General features: G+C 58.7%; 25 protein-coding genes. 16 read left to right on the forward strand and 9 right to left on the reverse strand.

Annotated elements, in window-relative coordinates:
- The first annotated feature begins 195 nt into the window (after nucleotides 1-195).
- The 6 genes from ABJO75_RS03310 to ABJO75_RS03335 all read left to right on the forward strand — a co-directional run bounded on the left by ABJO75_RS03310 (nucleotide 196) and on the right by ABJO75_RS03335 (nucleotide 6,896).
- The gene (locus ABJO75_RS03310) at nucleotides 196-1,968 is read left to right on the forward strand and encodes an ABC transporter ATP-binding protein (protein ID WP_348131033.1); all 1,773 of its coding nucleotides are present in this window, start codon (nucleotides 196-198) and stop codon (nucleotides 1,966-1,968) included.
- Nucleotides 1,961-3,889, forward strand: a complete 1,929-nt coding sequence (locus tag ABJO75_RS03315; protein WP_348131036.1) for an ABC transporter substrate-binding protein — start codon at nucleotides 1,961-1,963, stop codon at nucleotides 3,887-3,889. The genes ABJO75_RS03310 and ABJO75_RS03315 overlap by 8 nt, the downstream gene beginning before the upstream one ends.
- Complete coding sequence (locus ABJO75_RS03320; RefSeq protein WP_348131039.1) at nucleotides 3,889-4,917, forward strand: ABC transporter permease; 1,029 nt, start codon at nucleotides 3,889-3,891, stop codon at nucleotides 4,915-4,917. Before ABJO75_RS03315 ends, ABJO75_RS03320 begins: the two co-directional genes overlap by 1 nt.
- The gene (locus tag ABJO75_RS03325) at nucleotides 4,914-6,068 is read left to right on the forward strand and encodes an ABC transporter permease (RefSeq protein ID WP_348131042.1); all 1,155 of its coding nucleotides are present in this window, start codon (nucleotides 4,914-4,916) and stop codon (nucleotides 6,066-6,068) included. The genes ABJO75_RS03320 and ABJO75_RS03325 overlap by 4 nt, the downstream gene beginning before the upstream one ends.
- Entirely contained in the window at nucleotides 6,058-6,396 is a 339-nt protein-coding gene (locus tag ABJO75_RS03330) for a hypothetical protein (protein WP_348131045.1), read from the forward strand. The genes ABJO75_RS03325 and ABJO75_RS03330 overlap by 11 nt, the downstream gene beginning before the upstream one ends.
- 146 nt (nucleotides 6,397-6,542) lie before the next feature.
- Nucleotides 6,543-6,896, forward strand: coding sequence for a hypothetical protein (locus ABJO75_RS03335; RefSeq protein WP_348131047.1), 354 nt, complete (start codon nucleotides 6,543-6,545; stop codon nucleotides 6,894-6,896).
- A gap of 15 nt (nucleotides 6,897-6,911) precedes the next feature.
- On the opposite strand, the gene ABJO75_RS03340 is transcribed toward ABJO75_RS03335, so the two are convergent.
- Together ABJO75_RS03340 and ABJO75_RS03345 are read right to left on the reverse strand one after the other, a co-directional pair.
- Nucleotides 6,912-7,595 carry a TorF family putative porin gene (locus ABJO75_RS03340; protein WP_348131049.1) on the reverse strand — a complete coding sequence of 228 codons (684 nt, stop codon included), beginning with the start codon at nucleotides 7,593-7,595 and terminating at the stop codon, nucleotides 6,912-6,914.
- A gap of 24 nt (nucleotides 7,596-7,619) precedes the next feature.
- The gene (locus tag ABJO75_RS03345) at nucleotides 7,620-10,007 is read right to left on the reverse strand and encodes a mechanosensitive ion channel domain-containing protein (protein ID WP_348131051.1); all 2,388 of its coding nucleotides are present in this window, start codon (nucleotides 10,005-10,007) and stop codon (nucleotides 7,620-7,622) included.
- A gap of 327 nt (nucleotides 10,008-10,334) precedes the next feature.
- Here ABJO75_RS03345 and ABJO75_RS03350 point away from each other — a divergent pair, with 327 nt between their 5' ends.
- The 9 genes from ABJO75_RS03350 to ABJO75_RS03390 all read left to right on the forward strand — a co-directional run bounded on the left by ABJO75_RS03350 (nucleotide 10,335) and on the right by ABJO75_RS03390 (nucleotide 18,139).
- Nucleotides 10,335-11,546: a glycosyltransferase gene (locus ABJO75_RS03350; RefSeq protein WP_348131054.1), complete on the forward strand. Its 1,212-nt coding sequence runs from the start codon at nucleotides 10,335-10,337 to the stop codon at nucleotides 11,544-11,546.
- Entirely contained in the window at nucleotides 11,543-12,778 is a 1,236-nt protein-coding gene (locus ABJO75_RS03355) for a glycosyltransferase (protein WP_348131057.1), read from the forward strand. The genes ABJO75_RS03350 and ABJO75_RS03355 overlap by 4 nt, the downstream gene beginning before the upstream one ends.
- A 3-nt stretch (nucleotides 12,779-12,781) precedes the next feature.
- On the forward strand, nucleotides 12,782-13,873 hold the full coding sequence (locus tag ABJO75_RS03360; protein ID WP_348131059.1) for a glycosyltransferase family 4 protein: 1,092 nt from the start codon (nucleotides 12,782-12,784) through the stop codon (nucleotides 13,871-13,873).
- The gene (locus ABJO75_RS03365) at nucleotides 13,870-14,451 is read left to right on the forward strand and encodes a histidine phosphatase family protein (protein ID WP_348131062.1); all 582 of its coding nucleotides are present in this window, start codon (nucleotides 13,870-13,872) and stop codon (nucleotides 14,449-14,451) included. Before ABJO75_RS03360 ends, ABJO75_RS03365 begins: the two co-directional genes overlap by 4 nt.
- On the forward strand, nucleotides 14,448-15,584 hold the full coding sequence (locus ABJO75_RS03370) for a glycosyltransferase (protein ID WP_348131065.1): 1,137 nt from the start codon (nucleotides 14,448-14,450) through the stop codon (nucleotides 15,582-15,584). Before ABJO75_RS03365 ends, ABJO75_RS03370 begins: the two co-directional genes overlap by 4 nt.
- On the forward strand, nucleotides 15,581-16,348 hold the full coding sequence (locus tag ABJO75_RS03375) for a polysaccharide deacetylase family protein (protein ID WP_348131068.1): 768 nt from the start codon (nucleotides 15,581-15,583) through the stop codon (nucleotides 16,346-16,348). The genes ABJO75_RS03370 and ABJO75_RS03375 overlap by 4 nt, the downstream gene beginning before the upstream one ends.
- The gene (locus ABJO75_RS03380; RefSeq protein WP_348131070.1) at nucleotides 16,335-16,811 is read left to right on the forward strand and encodes a class I SAM-dependent methyltransferase; all 477 of its coding nucleotides are present in this window, start codon (nucleotides 16,335-16,337) and stop codon (nucleotides 16,809-16,811) included. Before ABJO75_RS03375 ends, ABJO75_RS03380 begins: the two co-directional genes overlap by 14 nt.
- A 59-nt stretch (nucleotides 16,812-16,870) precedes the next feature.
- Nucleotides 16,871-17,560, forward strand: a complete 690-nt coding sequence (gene rpe, locus ABJO75_RS03385; RefSeq protein ID WP_348131073.1) for a ribulose-phosphate 3-epimerase — start codon at nucleotides 16,871-16,873, stop codon at nucleotides 17,558-17,560.
- A gap of 69 nt (nucleotides 17,561-17,629) precedes the next feature.
- The gene (locus ABJO75_RS03390; protein WP_348131076.1) at nucleotides 17,630-18,139 is read left to right on the forward strand and encodes a hypothetical protein; all 510 of its coding nucleotides are present in this window, start codon (nucleotides 17,630-17,632) and stop codon (nucleotides 18,137-18,139) included.
- Nucleotides 18,140-18,147: 8 nt separating this feature from the next.
- Here the strand turns inward: ABJO75_RS03390 and ABJO75_RS03395 are convergent, their stop codons facing one another.
- From ABJO75_RS03395 to parA, 3 genes are all read right to left on the reverse strand, one after another.
- Nucleotides 18,148-18,555: a universal stress protein gene (locus ABJO75_RS03395; protein WP_348131079.1), complete on the reverse strand. Its 408-nt coding sequence runs from the start codon at nucleotides 18,553-18,555 to the stop codon at nucleotides 18,148-18,150.
- A gap of 89 nt (nucleotides 18,556-18,644) precedes the next feature.
- Nucleotides 18,645-18,965: an antibiotic biosynthesis monooxygenase family protein gene (locus ABJO75_RS03400; RefSeq protein WP_348131082.1), complete on the reverse strand. Its 321-nt coding sequence runs from the start codon at nucleotides 18,963-18,965 to the stop codon at nucleotides 18,645-18,647.
- A 30-nt stretch (nucleotides 18,966-18,995) separates the two neighbouring features.
- Nucleotides 18,996-19,628 carry a ParA family partition ATPase gene (parA, locus tag ABJO75_RS03405; RefSeq protein ID WP_348131084.1) on the reverse strand — a complete coding sequence of 211 codons (633 nt, stop codon included), beginning with the start codon at nucleotides 19,626-19,628 and terminating at the stop codon, nucleotides 18,996-18,998.
- A gap of 247 nt (nucleotides 19,629-19,875) precedes the next feature.
- Between parA and ABJO75_RS03410 the strand changes: the two genes are divergently transcribed.
- Complete coding sequence (locus ABJO75_RS03410; protein WP_348131086.1) at nucleotides 19,876-20,628, forward strand: SDR family NAD(P)-dependent oxidoreductase; 753 nt, start codon at nucleotides 19,876-19,878, stop codon at nucleotides 20,626-20,628.
- Nucleotides 20,629-20,714: 86 nt separating this feature from the next.
- Here the strand turns inward: ABJO75_RS03410 and ABJO75_RS03415 are convergent, their stop codons facing one another.
- From ABJO75_RS03415 to ABJO75_RS03430, 4 genes are all read right to left on the reverse strand, one after another.
- Nucleotides 20,715-21,014 (reverse strand): hypothetical protein, encoded by a 300-nt coding sequence (locus ABJO75_RS03415; protein ID WP_348131089.1) that lies wholly within the window; start codon nucleotides 21,012-21,014, stop codon nucleotides 20,715-20,717.
- A 257-nt stretch (nucleotides 21,015-21,271) separates the two neighbouring features.
- Entirely contained in the window at nucleotides 21,272-22,495 is a 1,224-nt protein-coding gene (locus ABJO75_RS03420; RefSeq protein WP_348131091.1) for a hypothetical protein, read from the reverse strand.
- A 118-nt stretch (nucleotides 22,496-22,613) separates the two neighbouring features.
- Nucleotides 22,614-23,354, reverse strand: a complete 741-nt coding sequence (locus ABJO75_RS03425; protein WP_348131094.1) for a hypothetical protein — start codon at nucleotides 23,352-23,354, stop codon at nucleotides 22,614-22,616.
- Nucleotides 23,355-23,659: 305 nt separating this feature from the next.
- Nucleotides 23,660-24,772 carry a trypsin-like peptidase domain-containing protein gene (locus tag ABJO75_RS03430; protein ID WP_348131096.1) on the reverse strand — a complete coding sequence of 371 codons (1,113 nt, stop codon included), beginning with the start codon at nucleotides 24,770-24,772 and terminating at the stop codon, nucleotides 23,660-23,662.
- Nucleotides 24,773-24,910 lie beyond the last annotated feature (138 nt).

Genomic DNA, 24,910 nt, shown 5'->3' on the forward strand with positions numbered 1-24,910 from the left:
GATCCGGGATGTTGCCCTCATGACAAAGAACTGCGCCAATGTGTAGACCCGGCTCGCGATTTCCCGCGTTCGGCTGCTCTGATGACAATTCATGTTTGACTACCGACACATCGCCAAGCGAAGGTAGCGCAAAAGCACAATTGAGGTTTGCAGGGACAACATGCGGTTCAGACACAGCCAGACGGAAACGCCTGAATGACCCCGCTCTTGTCGGTCAAGGATCTCAGCATCGGTTTTGGCAACGGGCCGGATGTCGTCAAGAATGTCAGTTTTGACGTGATGCCCGGCCAGACGCTGGCATTGGTCGGCGAATCGGGATCGGGCAAGACCGTGACCTGCCGCGCCATATTACGCATCCTGCCGCGTATCGCCCAAATTCGCAGCGGCAAGATCACTCTGAACGGACGAAGCGGCGGGTTGGAGTTGACCAGCCTGAAAGAACGCAGGATGCGGGACATACGCGGCGATGCGGTGTCGATGATCTTTCAGGAACCTATGCGGTCGTTGTCGCCGTTGCATAAAATCGGCAATCAGGTCAGCGAAGTGCTCTGGCTGCACAAGAACACCAGCGAACGCGAGGCGCGGCGAATCGTGCTCGAGAAATTCGAGCGTGTGGGCTTTCCTGATCCGGAACGCGCGTATGATTCCTATCCATTCGAGATGTCCGGCGGGATGCGCCAGCGGGCGATGATCGCCATGGCAATGGTCAGCCAGCCGGATCTGCTGATCGCGGATGAACCGACCACTGCGCTGGATGTGACAACTCAGGCGCAGGTGCTGGGGTTGATGAAAGAGCTTCAGGCCGAAATGGGCATGGCGATGATTCTCGTGACCCATGATCTGGGCGTCGTCGCCAACATGGCCGAACAGGTTGTGGTGATGAACAAAGGCCGCGTGATGGAATCCGGCGCGGCCGAGGCCATGCTGGGCGCGCCTGCCCATCCCTATACACAACAATTGTTTGATGCGGCTCCGGCGATTCCGGCCGAACCCAAGCTGGCACCGCCATTGGAGCAGGACGATCTGATCCTGCAACTGAATTCTGTTTCCAAAACCTACACAATGCGCAGTCAGTCGATGTGGAAATCCGACTTGCTGATCCATGCCTGCCGGGGGGTTGATCTGAACCTGCCGCGCGGCAAGACGCTGGCGATCGTCGGCGAAAGCGGCTCGGGCAAGACCACTGCCGCGCGCATTGCGCTTGGGGCGGAACCACCTGACAAGGGCGGCGAGGTGCTGTTTCGCGCCACCCCCGACAGCGAGCCAATTGCCGTTCACAAGATGGACAGGGCTGAGCGGGTCGCGTTCCAGAAACAGGCACAGATGGTGTTTCAGGATCCCTATTCCTCGCTCAGCCCGCGGATGCGCATTCTCGACGCCCTCACCGAACCATTGGACATTCATAAGATCGGCACCCATTCCGAACGCCGCGAGATGGCGGCAGAACGGTTGCGTGCGGTCGGGATGAACCCCGACATGCTGCAACGTTATCCGCATGCGTTTTCCGGTGGTCAGCGTCAGAGACTGTCGATTGCGCGGGCGATGATGCTCGACCCGGCGCTGATCGTTTGTGACGAACCGACCAGCGCGCTTGATGTCAGCGTCCAGGAGCAGATCCTGACCCTGCTCGAAGATATTCGGGACAAAATGAACCTCTCCTACCTCTTCATCAGCCATGATCTCGCGGTTGTTGCCCGGATTGCCGACGAGGTCGCCGTCATGCGCCAGGGGCTGGTAGTGGAGCAAGCTCCGCCAGAGACGCTGTTCTACAATCCGCAGCACCCTTACACCAAAGCGCTGATCGCGGCTCAGCCCGAGCCCGACATCGACAGGCCGATCAATCTCAAGCTGGTTGCACAGGGGGCGGGGTCGCCGGACTCGTGGCCCGAGGCCTTTCGTTTTTCAAACACCGTGATACCTTCGCTCACGCAAATGGAACCCGGTCACAAGGTACGTTGTCATGTTTAATTCAACCCGACGCATATTGCTGGGGGCCGCAGTATGCTTGCTGGCCGCGCCGGTGCTGGCCGCGTCACCCCTGCCTGATCTGGTCGAAAGCACGTTCTGGTCCGCCGAGGTCGACCGCGGCGACTTGCCACCGCTGGCAGAGCGCCTGCCTTCAACGCCGCTGATCGTTGATCTGGAAAGCCGGGGAAGAACGCCCGGCATTCAGGGCGGCACGCTGAAGACGCTTGTCAGCCGCAGCAAGGACATCCGCCAGATGGTCGTCTATGGCTACTCAAGGCTGATTGGATATGACGCGAATTACAACCTGCAGCCCGATATCCTGCTGTCCTATGACAACGAAGATGACAAGGTTTTCACCCTGCGGCTGCGTCCGGGTCACAAATGGTCGGACGGCGCGCCATTCACATCGGCAGATTTCGAATACTGGTGGAACGATGTTGCCAACAACGAAATGCTCAGCCCGTCTGGCCCGCCAGACTTTCTGCGTGTCGAAGGTGAATTGCCCACGGTCACGTTCCCGGACGAGACAACCATCGTCTTTGAATGGGACCGCCCGAACCCCAATTTCCTTGCCAGCCTCGCACAGGCCCGCCCGCCCTTCATCTTCCGCCCTGCGCATTTCCTGAAACAGTTTCACGGCGACTATGCAGAGCCCGAGGCGCTGGCCGAAGCGATCGAAGACGTTCGCGCCCGCAGTTGGGCGTCGCTGCACAACAAGCTGGACAACATGTACCAGTTCGACAATCACGAATTGCCAACTCTGCAACCCTGGATCAACTCGAGTTCGGGCAAAAAGATCCGGCACCTGTTCGTGCGCAATCCCTATTTCCACCGTATTGACCCGAACGGGCTACAGCTCCCCTATATCGACGTGGTCGAAATGGAGATCGTCAGCCCCGGACTGATCGCGGCCAAGGCCAATGCAGGCGAGACCGATCTTCAGGCGCGTGGGCTCGACTTTCGTGACATCTCTATTCTCCGCAAGGGCGAGGCCGATGGCAGCAACTACAAGACATTGCTCTGGGGCAATGCTGTTGCGTCGCAGATCGCGATCTATCCCGATCTGAACTACAACGATCCCGCATGGCGCGAAGTGCTGCGCAACGTGAATGTGCGCCGGGCGCTGTCGCTGGCAATTGATCGCGATACCATAAACAAAGCGCTGTATTTCAAACTGGCCAAACCCGGCGCGATGGCTGTTCTGCCTGCCAGCCCATTCTTTACGCAGGAAAATCGCGATGCCTGGGCCGCCTATGACCCCGAGACCGCCAGCGCCATGCTGGATGAGGCAGGGCTGGATCAACGTGGCGCCGATGGCATTCGGCTATTGCCTGATGGCCGCCCGATGGAGGTCGTGATCGAAACCGCAGGCGAACGCCAAGAGGTTGAAAATGCTCTGCAAATCATCACCGACGACTGGCGCAGCATTGGCGTCAAGCTGATCATGCGTCCGCTGGATCGCGATATCCTGCGCAATCGGGTCTATTCCGGAGAAACCATGGCGTCGGTCTGGTATGGCTGGGACAACGGCATTCCGCGCCCCTACACTTCGCCCGCCTATGTTGCCCCGACGGATCAGGTGTTCTTTGCCTGGCCAAAATGGGGTCAGTACTATCAAACCAATCAAGAAGCTGGCGAAGCGCCCGACATGGAACCTGCAATACGCCTCATGGAATTGCTGCATGACTGGGAGCTTGCCACCAACGATGATGAGCGCAGTGCCGCCTGGACCGAGATGTTGAAAATCCACGCCGACAACGTGTTTGCCATCGGCACGCTCGCCGAGGCGCCACAGCCTGTCGTGGTCAACAAGCGGCTGCGCAATGTGCCGGAAACGGCCCTTTGGGCGTGGGATCCCGGCGCACATTTCGGTATTCATCGGCCCGACGAGTTCTATTTTGCCCCTGACGGGACCGATTGATGAGCATACTGCGCTACGCGCTCTACCGCTTTGCGACGATGCTGCTGACCCTTCTGGTGGTGTCAGCATTGGTGTTCCTGATCATCAACCTCCCCCCCGGCGATTACCTGTCCAACCAGATCGCCGAACTACGCGCGACGGGTCAATCTGCGGGCATCGACAAGGCTGAATTCCTGCGCAAGGAATACGCGCTGGATCGACCTTTGTATCAACAGTACCTCATCTGGATCGGCTTCATTCCCGGTCCAAACGGCTTTTCCGGACTGATCCAGGGTGATTTCGGATGGTCCTTTGAATTTGACCGCCCGGTTGCCGATATCGTCGGCGAGAGCCTGTGGCTGACGGTTCTGGTCAACCTTGCAGCCGTCCTGTTCGTCTATCTGATCGCCCTTCCCCTCGGCGTGCTGGCGGCGGCGAAATCCAAAACATGGGTCGACTATACGTCTGCCTTTGTGGGGTATCTCGGCCTCGCTACGCCGAACTTTCTGCTCGCCCTGATCATGTTTTATTATGGACACAAGTATTTTGACCTGCCCATCGGCGGCCTTATGGACCCGATTTACGAAGGCGAGCCGATGACATGGGGCAAGGTCAAATCGATCCTGATCCACTTGATCGTGCCTACTTTTGTGATCGGCACATCCGGCGCGGCGGCGATGATGCAGCGTCTGCGTGCGAACCTGCTGGACGAGCTTGGCAAACCCTATGTGGAAACCGCCATCGCCAAGGGGATGAGCCCGCCGCGCATGCTTACCAAGTACCCGCTGCGCATGGCATTCAACCCGTTCGTTGCTGATATCGGTAACCTGCTGCCGTCGATGGTGTCCGGTTCGGTTCTGGTGTCGGTGGTGCTCGGGCTTCAGACCATCGGCCCGACATTGCTGACTGCGCTCAAGACGCAGGATCAGTTCCTGGCGGGGTTTGTTCTGATGTTCGTGGCGCTTTTGACACTGATCGGCACGATGGTTTCGGATGTGCTGCTGGTGCTGCTTGATCCGCGTATCCGGTACGAGGGGCGCGAAACATGACCCAACTGCCCGATGGCCGATATGTCGATGATGAACCGTTTGATCCGGTCGCCAACATACAAGAGCTTGAGCGCAAGGATCTTGACGCCCCGGCATGGTTGCTGGTCTGGCGCAAGTTCCGCAAACACAAGCTGGGTCTTGTGTCGGGGATCTTCCTGCTGATCTGCTATCTGATGCTGCCGGTCGCCGGTTTCATCGCACCCTACACCCCGAACGAGCGCAATTCCGATTTCCTCTATGCGCCACCGCAATCGGTCAACTGGTTCCACGAGGGCGAATTCATTGGCCCCTTTGTCTACCCGACTGTGGCAGAAGCCGATCTCGTGACGTTTCAATGGAAATTCGTGACCGACGAAACGCAGCCAATGCCGCTGGAGTTTTTCTGCGAAGCGTCCGAATACAAGATCGCCGGATTGATCCCTTCAAAAACCCACCTGTTCTGTGCACCGGATGGTGCGACCGTGTTTCTTTGGGGCTCGGACCGACTGGGTCGAGACGTGTTTTCGCGAATTCTTTACGGAGCGCAATTGTCGCTGACCGTGGGTCTCATCGGGATTTCCGTGTCCTTCATCCTTGGCATCGGCTTTGGCAGCATCGCGGGCTATTTCGGTGGCAGCATCGACTGGGTGATCAATCGGGTCATTGAAATCCTGCGCTCCCTGCCAGAACTGCCGCTCTGGCTGGCGCTGTCCGCTGCTGTGCCGTCAAACTGGGGGCCGGTCTCGGTATTCTTCATCATATCGATCATTCTGGGCATACTCGACTGGCCGGGCCTCGCCCGTGCGGTGCGGGCCAAGTTCCTGTCGCTGCGTGAAGAGGAATACGTCCGGGCTGCCGAAATGATGGGGGCCAGCTCGGGTCGGGTGATCCGCAAACATCTGTTGCCGAATTTCACATCGCACCTGATCGCCTCGGCCACCTTGTCGATCCCCGCGATGATCCTTGGCGAGACTGCGCTGTCGTTCCTCGGCCTCGGCCTGCGCGCGCCGGCGGTGAGTTGGGGTGTCATGCTGAATGATGCGCAGAACCTAGCCAGCATCGAGATCTATCCCTGGACAGCGATTCCCATGTTGCCGATCATCGTGATCGTTCTGGCGTTCAATTTCCTGGGTGACGGGTTGCGGGATTCGCTCGATCCCTATGCGGACTGACCTGTTCCACCTGATTTTCGCGCCCATGCTGTATTGCCTCTGGGTTGGCGGAGCAGTCTCTCAATCGGCAGAGACCGACGACTGGACTCGACAGAAATGCGATCTCTACAGTGCAGCATGGCAGGACGTAGAGGCATCGCAGGATATGGCTGGCGTCAGCGATGACTTTCTGGAAAAGAACCGCAATTTCATAGCACTGGGCTGCCCCGAGGGCATGCGGATCTGCGCCATTTCGCCAGAGGATATTGACCTTGCGAACCTGCTCACCGTCCTGTCGATGAACGAAGGCATGGCCAGCACGTTTGTCCCGTTTGGATGCCCGGACTAGGGACAAAGCCCGTCAAAACATCACAATCGCGTAACAATGTTTCACAGGGCCATCTTGAATTTGCCCGATTCTTACCCATGTAGTAACATGAACATGTTTTAGTTCAGTTTGTAGTGTAACGATTGGTGATTATTATGAGTATTGTAATGAGTGAGCGTTTCAACCGGCCCGACAGGCCCCTCCCCAACCTTTGGACAGAATTCAGCCGCGGTCGCGACGAAAGTGCGCTGGATTGCGAGACAGCTGTATCGCTGGCCTGCCACCTCAGCCCGACATTCAAGAACGCCGCTGACTGGAGTAATCTTGTTCGGGAACTGGCGGATCAAGGCTTTGGCCTTGTCTTTCAAGGCGAACGCCTGATCCTCGTAAACGAAGAAACCGGTATCGATCTGTGCACCTGCGCCTTTCTTGGCCACAGCTTTGCATCATTGACCGAACGTCTTGGCAAGCCCTGTGTCGAAGCGACAACCGCCCGGTTGATGCCACGGCCCCACGCATAGCGTAGAACGCAGAACCTACCGCTGGAACGGCGCCGCCAACAGACGCACCAGCGGCGTTTGCAGGTTGCCCAGCGAGATACGGAACACGAGCCCCTCGTCACCCGATCCGGACCCTTCGTATTTGAGCCCGGCTGACCAAATCTCGTCAAACGAATAGGACGCGCCGACGCTCCAGTATTCGTGCGCATAAGAGTCACTGTAACCGTATACGGCGGCAAGACCAAAATCGGGTGTCGGTTCGTAAGCTAGTGTCATGTTCCGGTTAAAGTTCTCGGACTCTGGATTATAGGCAACATACCCCGTCACGCCGAACTGATCCGTAAGCGGGTAGCCCAGCGTCAGCTTTGCCTCTCCGCAGCAATCGCCACTGTGATCGTAAAGGTATCGCGCATAGCCGACGTCAACGAACAGATCGTTCGCAAGCAGGTTCCGGTAGCCGAGGTAGAGATCGATTTCCCAATCGTCATTGTCGCCAAAGTCCACATTGGACATCCATGTTCCTGCATAGAACCCATTAAACCCAACCTCGAAATAGGGCTGAATCGCCGGCTTGCCGTCGGATTGGGTAACGCCGTTCGAAACATAGTTGGAAACGATGTCCACCCCGAAGAGATAGCTAACGCCTGTTTCCTCTTGGGCCGATACTGAAGATGCCATGCCAATGGTGGAAGCGATTATGGCGCCGCGTACGATGCTCATTTGCACAGATCTCTCCTTCTTTGATTAACGGTCGTCTCCGCCGGGTCCTATATCGTCCAGATAATCTTCGTCGATCGCACCGTGCACAGCGCCTGCAACGGCCTCTTTCTGGGCTAGCGTCAGATCATCCTGTTTTGCATCCGCCAAGCGTACCGTCACTTCACGATGCGCAAAATGGATGCCCTCGCGCGCAAACAGCGCACGGATGTCTTCGTAAACCTTCTTGCGCACAAGCCATTGATCGCCAGGCTTGGTCATGAATTTGACCCTGATGATCATCGCGCTGTCCTGCATTTCAATCACACCCTGACTCTTGAGCGGTTGAATGAAGTTGTCGCCAATCACCGCGTCCTCAAGCAATTCCTGCCCAAGTTTCTTGATAAGCTTGCGCACCCGTTCAACATCGGTGTCATACGTCACACGCAGCGGCAATTTCATGATCACCCAGTCGCGGGAATAGTTGGTCAGCACCTTGATTTCGCCGAATGGAATGGTGTTCAGCGCGCCAAGGTGATGGCGCAATTGGAATGAACGGACAGAGATTTTTTCCACGGTTCCCTTTACATCCCCAATGTCGATGTACTCGCCCTTGCGGAATGCGTCGTCGATCAGAAAGAAGGCCCCGGAAAAGATATCGCGCACCAATGTCTGCGCGCCAAAGCCGACGGCAAGTCCGACAACACCGGCACCGGCAAAAAGCGGACTGACGTTGATACCGAGTTCCAGCAGGGCGATCAGCGCAATCGACACCAGCACGATCGCCAAAATCGCCCCCCGGAACAACGGCAAAAGGGTGGCCAGTCTGCTGGCACTTCCGGCTCCGCCTTCATCGCCCAGTTCGGCCTCGGCTTCGTCCACCGATTCCTCTGCGATCTTGCTGTCGATCCAGATGCGGAAGAAGTTGTAGACGATATAGCCGATGAAGAGGATGCTCACGACATCCAGCAACCGACCAATCACCGAATCCGGCAGCAACAGGTTCTCCGGGTCCCAGACCCGCAGCAAGGCGTATGCACCAGCCACGAAAGCCAGAATTCCCGAGACCCGACGCGCCAAGGCTTCATAGGTCATGAGATGCCGCTTTACTGGCGCTTCGCGCGGCGCGTCGTCGTCATCGGGCAGGTCTTCGATCCGCTCTACCGCCTCGGCGGCGTCGTGTTCGGTATTGATCTGTTCGACATGGCGGATACGCTCGAACAGACGTTCGATCACATAGTTGATGACGCCGTAGACCACGACGATGGACAGGAACACCAAATAGGCACCAGCAACCAACGGGATCGACTCGTTCCGCTCCATCACCAGATCAAAGGCCAGCTCAAACCAGCCAAAAATCACATATCCGATCAGCACCGGCGCCCAGGCCACGGACAGAGTGCGGATCAGCCAGGGCAGTTCGTACATTTCACGTCCGCCCCGGATGGCGTTTGAAATCGCCCGCCGATTGAACAAGATCATCGCGATGTTGCCCAATGCGGCCACCAGTTCGAGCGCGCCGTAAAGAATCGCGTAGACGTTATAGTTCAGCCCGAAATCCGCGATCCAGGTGCTGAACATGATCGCTGCGATGCTATAACTTCCCAGGATCACCGCCCATCGATGTAAGCGCAGCGCATCCTTGTCCGACAGAACCGGAATGCGGTATTGCGGCAGGAAAGGCGACAAGAGCATCCGCCAGAGATCGGCCAGTGTTCGCGCCAGAAAAAACGTCAGAAAGATCGCAGCAACCGTAAGCTGGATCGACTGGTCCGGCTCTTCCCTGAAAAACAGCGCCCCGAGCAGATAGGCCACCAGCATAGCAAACAGCGTGCCACCAATCCCCATGAAAAAGCGAAAGACGAGAAACGGCATCTTTTCGCGATACCCCTGCGGATTCTCGAGAACCCGCGAGACCACGAAATCTCTTACGATCCGCTTTCCATAAATCTCGCGCATGGCGAACCAGGCCACAACGAACAGTCCAAGGGTTATCACCAACACCCGGAGATACGTTGAAATCTGACCGTCCGGGCTGGTGGCGCGCAGGATGAACGCGACCTCGTTTACCGAATTGGGCAATGCCGCGAGGCGGTTGGCCAGCGTTTCGCGGAACTGGTTCACCTCGGCCTGTGTTTGCATCAGCGGCGATGCACGATCCATTGGCTGGCCAGTCGCATCTGGCGTGGTAGGTGCTGGATCCTTTGGTGCCGCCGCAGCAACCAGCTTGCCGTTTCCATCCAGGATGATGACATTCACACCGCTTTCGGCGGCCTGCTTGATCGCGGCACTCAGTTCGCTGTCCGCACTATCGGCCTCGCGCGAACTGCTGCTGGAGCCAAATCCGAGCAGCGTTTGCGCACTGCCGGAGGCCGCGAAACCGAAGGCGAGGCACAAGACCATCGCCAGTTGAAGCAGTACACGGCTCGTTCGCATTGAATTTCCCAAGGGCATTTTGCCTGCAAACGCTATAGGAGCGTCTATGTCTGTGCAAACCGCTTTGGTCACAGTCTGCATTTCTTGAACAATTTGTGGTTTGCAACCAACGGCAGGTCTACTAGTAGGGAAAGGGCGGTCCGAGATGAACTGCCAGTCCTGCCGGACGGCATCGTTTGGCCCGGATATGCGAAACCAAGGTTGTGGCCGTCCCGGGTCGGCCACAAAGGCAGGCACAAGACACGACATGGTACTTTTTCGACATGCGCGCCTCACGGTGCCCGCCAGATATCAGAGGCTACTCGTCCGAATGCATCGGGGGATGTCATGACCCGAACCGGCGCCGTGCAGGCAGACCGCCCCCCTCGCATCATGCTCTACAGCCACGACACGTTCGGGCTGGGGCATCTTCGCCGCTCTCGCGCCTTGGCCGAGGCCATTACCCGTGCAAATCCTACGGCATCGGCGCTCATCCTCACCGGCTCTCCCGTGGCCGGGAGATTTACATTTCCCACCCGTGTCGACCACGTCCGCCTGCCGGGCGTGACCAAGCTGCGTGATGGCAGCTATGAATCCCAGACACTGGGCATGGATATCGAACAAACCACCGAATTGCGCGCAGGTCTGATCCGGGCGACGGCAGAGCAGTACGATCCCGACATCCTGATCGTCGACAAGGAGCCAACCGGCTTTCGCGGAGAACTGCTGCCGACGCTGGACCTTTTGTCCGGACAGGGGCGCGCGCGGATGGTGCTTGGTCTGCGCGATGTGCTGGACGAACCCGCCGTTCTCGCCGTAGAATGGGACCGCAAAGGTGCGATTGAAGCCACCGAACGTTATTATGACGAACTCTGGATTTACGGGCTGCGCTCGATCTATGACCCGACCCAGGGCCTCGCGTTGAGTGACAGCATCAAACGACGCATGCACTGGACCGGTTATCTGCGTCGCGGGTTGAACACCAAAAGCCCCAAAGTCACCGATCCCTATATTCTTGTGACGCCGGGTGGCGGTGGCGACGGGCAATCCATGGTCAATCTGGTCCTGTCTTCCTATGAACAGGACCCGACGCTCGGCCCCCGTGCGGTGTTGGTCTATGGGCCATTTCTGTCAGGCGATACGCGCGCCGACTTTGAAACCCGCGTTGCCAACCTGAACGGGCGCGTGACCGCTGTGGGGTTCGAATCGCAAATCGAGTCACTGTTTGCCGGAGCGGACGGCGTGGTCAGCATGGGCGGATACAACACGTTTTGCGAGGTTCTGTCGTTTGACAAACGCGCCGTGATCGTGCCGCGTACGGTGCCCCGGCTTGAACAATACATTCGTGCCAGCCGCGCCGAGGAATTGGGCCTGGTGCAGATGCTTTGCGACACCGGCGACGATATGGACACGCAGTCCATGATCGACGCGATCCGATCCCTACCAAATCAACCCAAACCTTCCGAGGCGCATTCCGACGGGCTGCTTGACGGGCTCAGCTATGTCACTGAGCGCGTTGCAGCGCTGTTGGCCCGCAGTGCAGACAAGGCGGCAGAATGACCCAAAAACTCGCTGTTGTAGTCAAGGGTTGGCCGCGTCTATCCGAAACGTTTATCGCGCAAGAACTGGTCGCTCTCGAAGAGGCGGGCCATGACCTTGATATCTGGTCCTTGCGTCATCCGACCGACACCAAGACCCATCCGCTGCATGATCGGCTGAAGGCAAAGGTGCGCTATCTTCCGGAATACCTTCACCACGACCCGGCTCGCGTCTGGCAGGCCCGCGCCATTGCCAAAACCCTGCCCGGATACGCCGCCGCCTATGACATCTGGCGACGCGATCTGGCCCGCGATCTTGACAAGAACCGCATTCGCCGGTTCGGACAGGCCTGCGTGCTGGCCGCCGAATTGCCCGCCGAAACACGCGGTCTCTATGCACATTTTCTTCATACCCCGGCCTCTGTTGCCCGCTATGCCGCGATCATGCGGGGCCTGCCTTGGAGCTTTTCCGCCCACGCCAAAGATATCTGGACCTCACCCGATTGGGAGATCTCTGAGAAGCTCTCAGATGCCTCCAGCGGTGCCACCTTCGGGGCCACCTGCACGGCCTACGGCGCCGCCCAATTGCGCCGCCTGTCTGCCGACCCGGCACGGATTGATCTGGTTTATCATGGTCTCGATCTCAGCCGCTTTCCCGACCCACCCGATCACGCGCCGCGCCGGGCCGATGATCCGCTGCGCCTCGTTTCAGTGGGCCGACTTGTGGAAAAAAAAGGCTTTGACCGGTTGATCGCCGCACTAGCGCAGCTGCCTTCGTCGCTGGATTGGCACTGGACCCATATCGGCGGCGGACCGTTGTCAGAGCCGCTGGAGAAACAGGCTGAAACCGCAGGCATCGCCGCACGGATCACCTGGTGCGGCCCCTGTGATCAACCGCAGGTCATTGACCATATGCGGAACGCCGATCTGTTCGTGCTCCCCAGCCGTATTGCCGAAGACGGCGATCGCGATGGTTTGCCGAACGTACTGATGGAAGCTGCAAGCCAGCGCCTGCCAATTCTGACCACCGCCGTTTCGGCGATCCCTGAATTCATAGACGACGGCGTTCACGGCACCTTGTCCAAAGACACACCAGACGCTCTCGCTGCCGCCATCACTAGGCTTGCCTCTAAACCTGCCGGGGCGCGCGAGATGGCCGACACCGCACTCGCCCGCCTGCGCGCCGAGTTTGTGATGGAACCGGGTATCGTGCGTCTGTCACAGCGACTGACCAGCCTGACCGAAGGCGTCTGATCCATGCCCCGCGTGGCCTTTTACGCCCCGATGAAACCCCCGACCCACCCAGTGCCTTCGGGTGATCGCGCCTTTGCCCGTGCGCTGATGGCCGCGATTACAACCGGTGACACAGAGATCAATCTGGTTTCGACCGTCCAGACACATGATAGCAAAGGGGATCCTGCACGACAGGACATTCTGCGTGCCGCTGCCGACGCAGAAGCCACCCGATTGATTAATCAGTTTGCGACCGAGCCGCCAGACCTTTGGGTCACCTATCACAACTACTACAAGGCTCCGGATTTCATCGGCCATGCCGTCACCTCCGCTCTCGGAATACCCTATGTCCAGATCGAAGCGAGCCGTGCCAAAAAGCGCCTGACAGGACCATGGGGCGCGTTCGCCACCGCCGCCGAGGCCGCTATAGACGCCGCCGATATGGTCTTTTACCTCACCGCCAACGATCTGATCACTCTTGAACGGCACTGTCCGCCGAGGCAGCGCCTGATCAACCTGAAACCCTTTCTGCCTCACGATGAATTGCCAGACGCTGCAGATCCGGCCCGGAACCGGCCAAGGATGCTGACCGCGGGCATGATGCGCCATGGGGACAAGCTCGGCTCGTACCAGATAATCGCCGAAACGCTCGCCTGTCTGAATGGCATCGACTGGCAACTCGATATCGCGGGCGATGGCCCCGCCCGTCCCGAGGTCGAGCGCCTCATGGCCCCCTATGGCGACCAGGTTCAGTTTCTCGGGCAACTCGATGCCGAACAGATGGCGGATGCCTATAACCACGCGGCCGTGTTTTTCTGGCCCGGAATAAACGAGGGCTTTGGCATGGTTTATCTCGAAGCGCAGGCGGCCGGAGTACCAGTGGTTGCGCAGGACCGCCCCGGCGTCCGCGACGTCCTGGCGCCCGGCACCTACCCGGCGCCTGAGGATGGGCCTGCCGCCCTTGCTTCACAGATCACTCGCATTCTGAAAGATGCAGAGCTTTGCCGCACACTTGGGGCGACAGCGCGAAAGTCGATTGCCCGCAACCACCTTATCGGCAGCGCCCATGCGACCTTCTGGTCTTCCGTAACGCCCCTGCTGGATCGCAAGTTATGATCCGCATCGCACTCTTGCGCCACGGTCACACCGAGTGGAACCGCGCTGGCCGCATACAAGGCAGCAGCGATATCCCACTGGACGACGACGCCCGCAAGGAACTGCGCCAGTTTCGTCTGCCGGCTCCATGGCAACACGCAGAACTCTGGTCCAGTCCTCTGACACGTGCCGCCGAAACGGCCCGGATCGTCGCTGGCCGCGCACCGCGCATCGCGGATGCCCTGACCGAGATGCATTGGGGCGATTGGGAAGGGTTGCGCGGCGCTGACCTGCTGACACAGCCGGACTCGGGCTTTCGCCACATTGAAGACTGGGGCTGGGACTATCGCGCGCCGGGTGGCGAAAGCCCTGCAGAACTCGAAGATCGCCTGCGTCCCTGGCTCGCGGGGCTGACCCAAGACGCGGTGGTGGTCTGCCATATCGGCGTCATGCGGGTGCTGCTTGCCCGTGCGCATGGCTGGAATTTCGCGGGCGGCGCCCCGTTCCGCATCAAACGCAACCGCTTGTTCCTACTTACGTTTTCTGATGGCATCCTAACCGCCGATCCTGACCCTGTACGGCTGGAGCGGTGCGGATGAATGTGATGATCGTTGTCACGCATTTGCTTGGCACAGGACATTTACGCCGCGCTCTGGTGCTCGCCGATGCGTTCGCCGCCGTTGGGCACCGCGTGCTGCTGGCCAGCGGTGGAATGCCATTGAACTTGCCCACACCAGACGGGACCCGGATCTTGCAGCTGCCGCCGCTGCGATCGGACGGCGTCAACTTCTCCCGGCTTCTGGACGATGCGGACCAGCTTGCAGATGATGCAGGGCTGGCCCGTCGCCAAACCATGCTTTGTGATGCAATTGCGGATTTCGAACCCGATATCCTGATCACAGAGCTTTTTCCGTTTGGTCGTCGCGTGTTGAGTGCAGAGTTCATCGCACTGCTCGACGCGGCCCAAAGGCGCGCGTCGCCTCCGGTGATCCTGTCTTCGATCCGCGACATCCTTGCACCGCCATCCAAACCCTCCAAAGCCGAGCGGGCAGAAGAATTGATCACGAACTACTATGATGCCGTCCTAGTGCATTCGGACCCCCATGGCACCACGCTCGACCAAAGCTGGCCAATTAGCGAAGCCGTGTCAGCCAAGCTGCGTTATACCGGCTACGTCACCCAACCGCCCCCAACCCCGCATCCAGAGCGCATAGGCGAAGGCGAAATTCTGGTCAGTGCAGGTGGCGGCAATGTCGGAACCGCCCTTTTCGAAACCGCGATTGCGGCGGCAAGGCTGATGCCCGGGTATCGCTGGCGGCTGCTTGTCGCGGGCGATGCTGAGCGGGTCGCAAGGTTACGCGATCTGGCACGAGACAGTTCCACAATCGTCGAACCGGCCCGCCCGGATTTTCGCAACATGCTCGCGGGGGCCGCCGCTTCGGTCAGCCTCTGTGGCTATAACACCGCGATGGATGTGTTGCAGACGCGTGCGCCCGCCGTGTTCGTCCCCTTTGATGATGGCAACGAGGTCGAACAATCCCTTCGCGCAAGCAGCCTGTCGGATCTGTCAGGCATCGCGACCCTGCAAAGCGCCGAATTGACCGCTGATGCGCTCTGCGCCACGGTCAGGCAGGTGTTGGCTGCGCCACGGCGCGAACAGGGCAGCCTGCGATTTGACGGCGCGGCGCAATCCGTGGCAATCGCGACCAGCATGGCAGAGGCACGCACATGACACCGGACTGGACGCCGCTTGACATCGAACTCGATCGCTGGCGCACAGAGGGTCTGACACTCTCGCTCTGGTGGCGCGATGACGACGCTGTTGCCCGGACATCTGCCTTGGACTATTTGCATGGCCTCGCCCAGCGCCTGTCCATGCCGGTCCATATGGCCGTGATCCCGGCAGAGGCCGAGGCGTCGCTTGCCGAAGTGATCGATCCTTTCCTGATTCCGGTGGTCCATGGCTGGTCTCACACCAATCACGCTCCGGATGGCGCGAAAAAGGCCGAATTCGGCGCGCACCGTACAATTGAAGCAATGTGCGCTGAAACCGCCCAGGGCCTGACCCGACTGCGAACCTTGTTTGGTGACGCGCTTGTGCCGATGTTCGTTCCACCGTGGAACCGCGTCGCCGCCGATCTTCTCCCGATCCTGCCAACTCGGGGTTACGAGGTTCTGTCCACATTCACCCCCCGCGACAACGCCTTTGCCGCGCCGGGCCTGATCCAAATCAACACTCATCTTGATCCGATCAACTGGCGTGCGGGCAAGAGTTTGCACGACCCCGATGTATTGATACGGCAGGTCGCGACCCAATTGGTGGACAGGCGCGAAAACCGGGCCGATCGCGATGAACCCTATGGCATCCTGACCCATCATCTGGTTCATGACAGCTCAATCTGGGACTTTACCGAGGCGCTGCTCTCACGCCTCTTGCAAGGCCCCGTTCAAATCTGGACCGCACAGCCCACGGAGACCCTGAATGAGCCGACTTGATTCGATGTTGCGCCGCTTTACTGCCCAGCGAGACGGGCTGAACTGGGCTGCCGAGCAGATCGCAGAACTGCCCGGAGACGTGCTTGATCTGGGGCTCGGCAACGGTCGCACCTATGACCATCTGCGCGAGATATTGCCCGACCGACGCATTCGCGTGATCGACCGCGTGCTGCAATGCCACCCGTCCTGCACACCGCCCGCCAAAGATTTTCTGGAAGGCGAAGCTGAACCGATGTTGCAACGCCTGGCAGAGCTTGGTGCACAGTTTGCTCTGGCACACTACGATTTCGGATCGGGCATCAAGGCCGACGACGTAGCCGAAGCCGCGCGGCTCAGCCCGTTGCTCGCGCAGGTCATGCGCCCGGGCGGATTGATTGTGTCGGGCCAGCCCCTGGTCGGTTTCAAACAGATCACCGGCCCCGACACCATCGCGCCTGACCGCTATCTGTTCTATCGTAGCTGACCCTTCCGCCTGCGCGCCCGCGGGGCTATATGGGTGTCAACTCAGCCCAAAGGTGCCCCATGACTTTTGACCGCAAGATAAAGATCGCCCCGTCCATCCTCGCCGCCGACTTCGCCAATTTCGGGGCGGAGTGCGAAGCAATCGAGGCACAGGGCGCTGATTGGGTGCATGTCGATGTGATGGATGGGCATTTCGTGCCTAACATCACCTTTGGGCCGGCGACCTGCGCAGCCATCCGCCCGCATATCAAGGGCGTGATGGACGTGCATCTGATGATCGCGCCGGTTGACCCCTATATCGACGCCTTTGCGGCCGCCGGAGCCGATGTGATCACCGCCCATATCGAGGCGGGTCCACATATCCACCGCACCCTACAGGCGATCCGCGCAGCCGGTGCCAAGGCAGGCATCGCGCTCAACCCCGGCACGCCGGCGAGCGCGATTGAACCCCTGCTCGACATGATCGATCTGGTTTGTGTGATGACCGTAAACCCCGGCTTTGGCGGACAGAAATTCATCGACATGACCGACAAGATTCGCGGTCTGCGCGCGTTGATCGGAGAGCGCCCGGTGCATATTGAGATCGACGGCGGCGTTGATCCGACCACTGCACCGCTGGTGGCACGTGCCGGAGCCGACGTGCTGGTCGCCGGGTCGGCAGTATTCCGGGGCGGGTCCGTCACGAACCCCGATCCTTACGGCACCAATATCCGCGCCATTCGCGAAGCCGCAGAAGGCGTCTATGCCTGATAGGATGGAATCGAGTGCCTGAGAATCGCGCTGCGGCACTCGCCCATGAACCCAGAGAGACCTTGTAGTATGCCCCGTCTGCTCCCTGCCATTCTGATCCTTGTACTCACGACAACACTTAGCCATGCGCAAGGCTATGGTTACGGGAATTCCAAGTCAGGTCTGAGTGATCGCACGACCAATCGCGTCGTACGTCTCCTGGAACAGGGCTTGCGGCAATGCCAGGCGCTGGACTCGGTGTATCGCTATGATTGTTACCGCCAGAACTATCAGGCCGCAGGGAAGCAACTCACCGGAAACCCCGCCTATGCGCCTGCCCAACAGGCGCTGCGCGATGTGGAAAACACGCTGGCGGGTGTACTGAACGCCAATGCTGACCCGGCGGCAAAACCACTGCGACGCCGGGGCAAGCGCTATGCCGCGATATCAGAGGCCGCCATCCCAAGGTCCAAGGCTGCCTTTACGGAGGCACTTGACGAAGCCACAACCCAGTTGCTCCGATCTGCCGGCTCCAGCGGCGATCACTTTGCACGGATCGCCAGCGCGTTGGATTCGGAAAAGGTATTCCTGCGCTCGTAAACCTGACTTTAGCGCACCACATGCACCGCACAGGCCGCGTGACGCACCACCTGCGAGGCGGTCGAGCCCAAAAGCAGGTCCTGCATCCCCGGCCGGTGGGACGCTATGATTATCAGATCTGGTGAGTTGCTCTCTGCCCATTCCAGAATCGACCGGCCCGAATGCCCTTCAATCACAGTGCCGGTGGCGTTTGGCAACGTTGCGGCCATGTCATCAAGCTGCTCCTGAATCGCATCCCGTGCTGCTTTCAGATAGTCCTCGGGCATATAGGAAATCGCATATCCCGGGATATGCTCGACGACGTGCAACAGCGTGATCTTTGCACCGGGCGACGCCAGCAATTGCGCCAGCTTAAGTGGGCCAGACGTGTCGCGCTCGGCGTCAAAAGAGATCGGTACAAGTATGTTCTGATACATGAGAAACCCTCCATATGTTCAAGGAGAGGATGCATCAATCAGACATATCTATCCTTGATCCAAGTCAGAAAACAGAACGCGCGCCGCGTTCAGCCAAAAGTGCCCGCAACTTCGTACATCACCGGCTCAAAGGACCGGCACAGCTCGTTTATCTTGCGGTTGCGCTTGCGCATCTCGTCGCTGCGCAGCATCGCCTGAAAATCTTCGCGCCGGTTCCATTGGGAATAGTTGGCAATCCGGGTTTGCGCGTCATTGACATGCAGGCTTGCGGCAATGAACCCGGGTTGCTTGCTGATAAACGCCTCATAGGCGTCGGTGAGCGCATCCAGCAGGTCCTGACAAGTTCCCGGTGACATTTCAAAAGTGGTTATGACGGTTTGGTGTCCGCTGTCTTTGATGATGGTTTGCATCGGCCTATTCCTCGCTACAGGTTCAGACTATCACACCTGTGGCAGCCTTGCCGAAATTTCATTCATCAGCGTCTGCATCTCGGCGTGTGCCGGTCCTTTCGGTGCTTCCAGCGCGGCACGGCCCTGCCCCAGCGTTTCGGCATAGACCACCCGATTGTTCATCGGCGCATCGACAATATCCGCTGCCATCTCGGCGGCTTTCTCGCCCACATCCGCCGACAACCGCGTCCCGGCGCGCGCGCGGGTCATCACCATGACAGCCGGTTTTCCTGCGCGTTCAGCCAGTTCCAGAACGGCCTCGACCGCCCAGAGATCGACATGAGAGGTTGCCACCGGCACCAGCACCAGATCAGCGGCCCGCAAGGCCGGGCGCAGATCGCTGTCGGCCTTGGGCGGCGTGTCAATGATCACGATGTCATGGCTTGTCGCCAGCTTGCGACATTCATAGGAAATACCCCAGGCCGAGGCAGTGGAAAACTCGATCCCCGGATCTTCCATTGCTTCCAATCGCATCATGAACCAACGCCCGGCGCTGCCTTGCGGATCGGTATCGATCAAGGCCACCGACTTGCCATCGCGCGCAAATGCGACGGCGAGGTTCACAGCAAGCGTTGTCTTGCCTGACCCGCCCTTTTGCTGTGCGATAGCGATCACATGACCCATGGGTGCCCTCCAGAATGCTGCGTTGCAGATTACCCGCTTACCCCAAGGGCGCAATGGGCAATCCGTTTCTCGGATTCTGGACAGGAACCGGAAAATCAACGTCTATGGCACCGGAGGTTGCGGGCGCAAACAGTTCTTTCATAGTGAGTGCGACATCAAGAAAATAGCGAAACAGGGATTGCGCTTTGCACGAAGTTTGATCGACGATAATGCAATAGAAACCGCAGCGATCCACGAAAGGCCAAGAATGTCGGAAAAAGTAGTCCTAGTTACCGGAGCGGCCCGCGGGATCGGCCTTGCGACCACGCATTTGTTCATCGAGCAGGGCTGGCGTGTGGCGATGGTTGATCGCGACGGAGATGCCCTAAAGGATGCGGCCTCGGGGCTGAACAAAGCCAGCCCGTTTGAATTTGACGTCTCGATCCCCACGCAGGTCGACGACATGGTGAACGGTGTCCGCGAGACATTTGGACGGATCGATGCGGTCGTGAACAATGCCGGTGTCGCCGATTTTGGCCCCATCGAAGACACCGGGTTTGACCGGTGGCGCACAGTCATGGCGACCAATCTGGACGGAGTCTTTCTGGTATCGCAAGCCTGCATTGCCGCCTTACGTGAAACGCGTGGTGCCTTGGTGAATATCGCGTCGATCTCTGGTTTGCGGGCCTCTACCCTACGAGTCGCCTACGGGACATCCAAGGCGGCCGTCATTCAGTTGACCAAACAACAAGCTGCCGAACTGGGTGAATATGGCATCCGCGCAAACTGCGTCTGCCCCGGTCCTGTGCGCACGAAACTGGCGATGGCGGTACACTCCCCGGAAATCATCGCCAGTTACCACGACGCTATCCCGCTCAACCGATATGGCTCCGAGCGCGAGATTGCAGAGGTCATCACCTTCCTGTGCTCGGACAAGGCAAGCTATGTCACCGGTCAGATCATTGCCTCTGATGGCGGGTTCGAGAGCACCGGAGTGGGGCTGCCTGCCCTGCGCGACTGAAGCCGGCAGAATTGACGGCGATCGGAGCCGCCATCACCCGCCTTGAGGGATAGTTTGCCCCTTCAACACAGGCGCATGGTGCGGTTCTAAAGGTCGCAATTGCTCAAGGGGACAACGTCGACCGAACTGTACAGCCCTTGCGAGGTCACAATCTTGGCGCAGGTCAAATTGGTCGCATTGTACCAATAGCCGATCAGCCCTTCGGTGCGCACAAGGTTATAGCCACGCACCTGCAATCCGTTCTCGGCCTGCCCCGCCTTTGCACCAGCAAAGCCGGCAAGATCAGCGCCATCGCCCGGAGTCTGCGCGGCAGGTGTGTCCGGCGTATCGGCGCATGCCGCAAGAAGTCCGCTGAAGACGATTGCCGCTAGAATATTGAGCTTCATTATATGGTCCCTTGGTTAAGTAGTTGAATTTGAATGACAGCGTGCTCTTCCGAGCTTAATCGTTACCCTGCGATTCCGGAGCGTCCTGCCGTGGATGCTCAGGTCCGACCGGTGCCTAGCGCAGATATCACCCCGCAACCCAGCCGACGTTGCGATCCTGTCGGCGTTTAACCTCGCATCAGTAACTGTCGCCCATCATGGCACAGCCCTGGCTTGCGATATCTCACCGCATCGTCATCTAGTCGCGGAGACGGATGTTAGAAGACCCAGCGAAGACCAGTCATCATCGCCGTACTGTCCAGAAAATCCAGGTCGGCTGCATCGAACGAATAGCGGCGCAGCAAGGCAAAGCCCTGCAGGTTTAGGCGATCAAAGGATTGAACGAAGGCAAGCCCGACAGACCGCGATCGGGACCCCGCAGAATAGATATCGTTCCCTTGATAGAAGTCTATCGACAGAGCGCTTTCGCCGAACGCCCAATAGGACCGCAACAGGCCAAGTTTGAAATAGCTGAAATCGCCACCGTCGTCCTGCCCCCCCAGTGCCATGGTCAAATTGAGTCCGCTGGGTTTGTGAAGCGCGGACATCGAGCCTGACAAGACCTTCGTATCCGACTCCCAGCTGTATCCGATGCCGGACGCGAATTTGTAATCTCCGAATTCTCTCTCATAGGTCAACGCCGCATCGGCGTTGGTTCCGCCTTCGTCCCGAAGCACCTCGTTCCCGACCGCTGCGGAAAAGATCAGACCGTGGAATTCAGGGGAATCATATCGCGCACGCATTTTTCGGTCACCGTCGGGATATGTGCCGGTGATATTGGAGCCCTCGAAGTTGTCGATGAATTCGCCCACTTGCGCCGTTGACAGAGTACCATTCGTAAGGCGCAGGAATTGTGCCGCCGCAATGGCCGACACATCGGAATAGGCCGCAACCTTGGTGCCTGAGTAATCGACCTCGGTGATACTGTCCGTGGCCATGCTGCCCTGTCCAAAACTCAGAGCACCCAGCCTCGAATGGTTCAGGATCAGTTCGAGTTTGCGGATGTTGGTTTCATCCGCGATCCAGTCCACGTTGTGTGGTGTGTCAAGGTTGACACTGTTGGAAGGACGCGGCGTGATGCCGATTTCGGCCCGGAACACGGGGCGCCAATCCCCCAATTGCCGGATGTGCCAGCGCAGACCAATGCGCGATGTCTTGTTGGAGTTTCCGACCGGTGCATAGGTGCGTCCCACCGCGCCGTCGTCATAATTCAGAATTGCAGGCGAGAGTTGCCCGTAGAATGTCACCAGTGCGCCGGTAAACAGTTCACGAGTGCGCCAATCGCCCGTTCCGTCTGAAAACGGGGTGAGGTCGATCTTTTTCTCTTCCGCCGAAATCGGAGCTTGCGGCGAAATGATCATCACCGCGACCAATAGAATTGCACACCGAAAGGTGCGAAGACTGACTGGTTTCAACGAGGGCAGCGTCGGGCCGCTGGTCATGATGTTCCCTCGCGGGCGGTTCTTTGCAGATGTGGTCTATTGCGTCAGTTAATAGCAGAGATTCCGACAAGGTTTCAAACTGCAATCTCCCGTATCACAGCTCCACGTCGCTTTCTTGTCAGAAACGGAAACCGGCGGCAACGAATGGGCCCGACAGCGTGATTTCGTTTGCCCGTCCACCAATATCGTGCTGCAAATTCATGCTGCGATATCCGAAGGCTGCGGACCATTTGTCGTTGAATTGATACTTGACGCTGGCCAGAGCCTGCCATGTTTTGTCGTCCGAACCCGTACCGCCGTAATCGACAAGCGCTGTCGCCGTCCAAGTATCGTTGATCGGTACGATAACGCGTGCTGCGAGCACCGGATCAACCCAGCTCTCCCCCACAGAAGAGGAGCGCGACATGCCCAGCGCTCCAGGTGTGAGCGTTATCCCCATGTCGACATCAAACCAGCGTAACCCTGCCCCGGCGTCAAATTTGAGGGTTGGGCTTGAGTGAAAGCGATAGAGCGCGAGTCCGGTCACCTGACTCAGCTTTGTCTCGACCACCGCTTCGGAATAGTCGTCACCGAATGGGTAGTTCTTGCTGGCAGACAGATCGCTGTAGACACCGTCGATCACAAAACCCCAAGGCCCGCGACGGGCCTCAAAGGCGGCCATCAACGTGGCATCGACATTCTCCAGCACATCCTTGCTGCTGAGCTCGGCGTTGAGTGTACCAAGATCGGTTTCAACAGAGGTATCCAACCCGGCAAACCAGCCATAGAGCGTCGCGGTGTAGTTCCATTCCGAACTTTGGGCGCTGGCCTGACCGGCAAAGAGCGCTGATGCAGCGATAAGCGTTGCTATCCGTTTCATGTCCGTGCCCTTTGCTCCGGACCCCTGACGCGAATCCGACTAATCTCTTTGATACAGGGGGTTTGACCAAAAGTGGAAAGTTTTTTCACGGGCGCAGATATCGTTAACACTGGAACGGGGTCAGGATTTCCAGAGAACGCCATTGGCAAAACGACATCGCAGCCCGGCGCCTCCCCAGCACCGGACTGCAACATCCCTTGTCTTGCGGGACTATCCATACGAGGGCCGGATGCCCGCAGATGGAATGGCTGTTCATCGTGTTGCCCGATCAGGATGAGATATTGCTCACCCTGATCGTGACACGCTTAGGCGTCCTGTTGGCCGAGAGTGCCGACTGTGACCTGACGTGTAATCTTCTCACCCTTGCGCAAGATCTCGACATCGGCTGACTTGTCGGGTGCGGTATCTGCGACGGCCCGGGTCAGGTCGCGCAGTTCCACGATCTCTTTGCCGTTGAACGACATAATGATGTCACCCTTTTCAAGACCGCCTTTATTGGCCGGGCTGTCTTCGCTGACCGCTTCCACGACCGCGCCTTTGGGGCCGTCGTACCCGAGAACCGAGGCAACTTCCTCTGACATCGGACGAATTTGCACGCCCAGCCAGCCGCGTGTGATCATGCCGTCATCCTGAAGATCAGCGACAACCGTCTGCACGAGATCCGATGGCACCGCAAAGCCAATACCCACGGATCCGCCATCCGGTGAAAAGATCGCCGTATTCACGCCGATGACTTCGCCATCATTGTTAAAGAGCGGACCGCCCGAATTGCCCCGGTTGATCGCGGCATCGGTCTGGATGAAGTCGTCGTAAGGGCCGGAATGAATGTCACGCGACACGGCCGAGATGATGCCCGAAGTGACCGTGCCACCAAGGCCAAAGGGGTTGCCGACCGCGACCACTTCGTCACCTGCACGCATGGTGTCGGACTCGCCAAAGGCAACGACCGGCAGAGTTTCTTCGGTTTCAAGCTGCAGCAAAGCTACATCGGTCATGGGGTCGCTGCCAATAACGGTCGCCTCGAAACTGCGACCGTCTGCAAGCTTGACCGTCACGCTGTCTGCACCGTCAACAACGTGATGGTTGGTCACGATCTGGCCATCATCGGAAATGATGAAACCTGAACCAACGCCTTTGCGCGGGGTCATGTCGCGGTCACCGGGGACCATCTTTTCAAACTGCTTGCGCAGTTCTTCGGGCATGCCTTGGGACAACCCGCTGGTCTTTTCCGATCCGGTACTCTGGCCGGTTACCTCGATAAAGACGACACTGGGAGACACCGCCTCGACCAGGTCGCCATAGCCACCCGGAGGCACCGCAAGCGCAGTAGAGGGGGCCAGAGCGAGAACACTGGAGGACGCGAGCGCCGCGACCAGCGTGACGCTGGCAAGACGGCTGTTATAATAAGTCGTGGTCATGGAGTAGCTCCGTTCGTTAAACTGACCAACAACAGATGGGGGACCGCCCTTACAGGCGTCTTTGGCTTACTATACAAATATGTCATCGTGAAACGCGGCGGTTGGCGGGCCGCCCTGCATCGCCTAACTATCCCTTGT

Source organism: Sedimentitalea sp. (genome assembly GCF_039973035.1).
Taxonomy (GTDB): Bacteria; Pseudomonadota; Alphaproteobacteria; order Rhodobacterales; family Rhodobacteraceae; genus Sedimentitalea.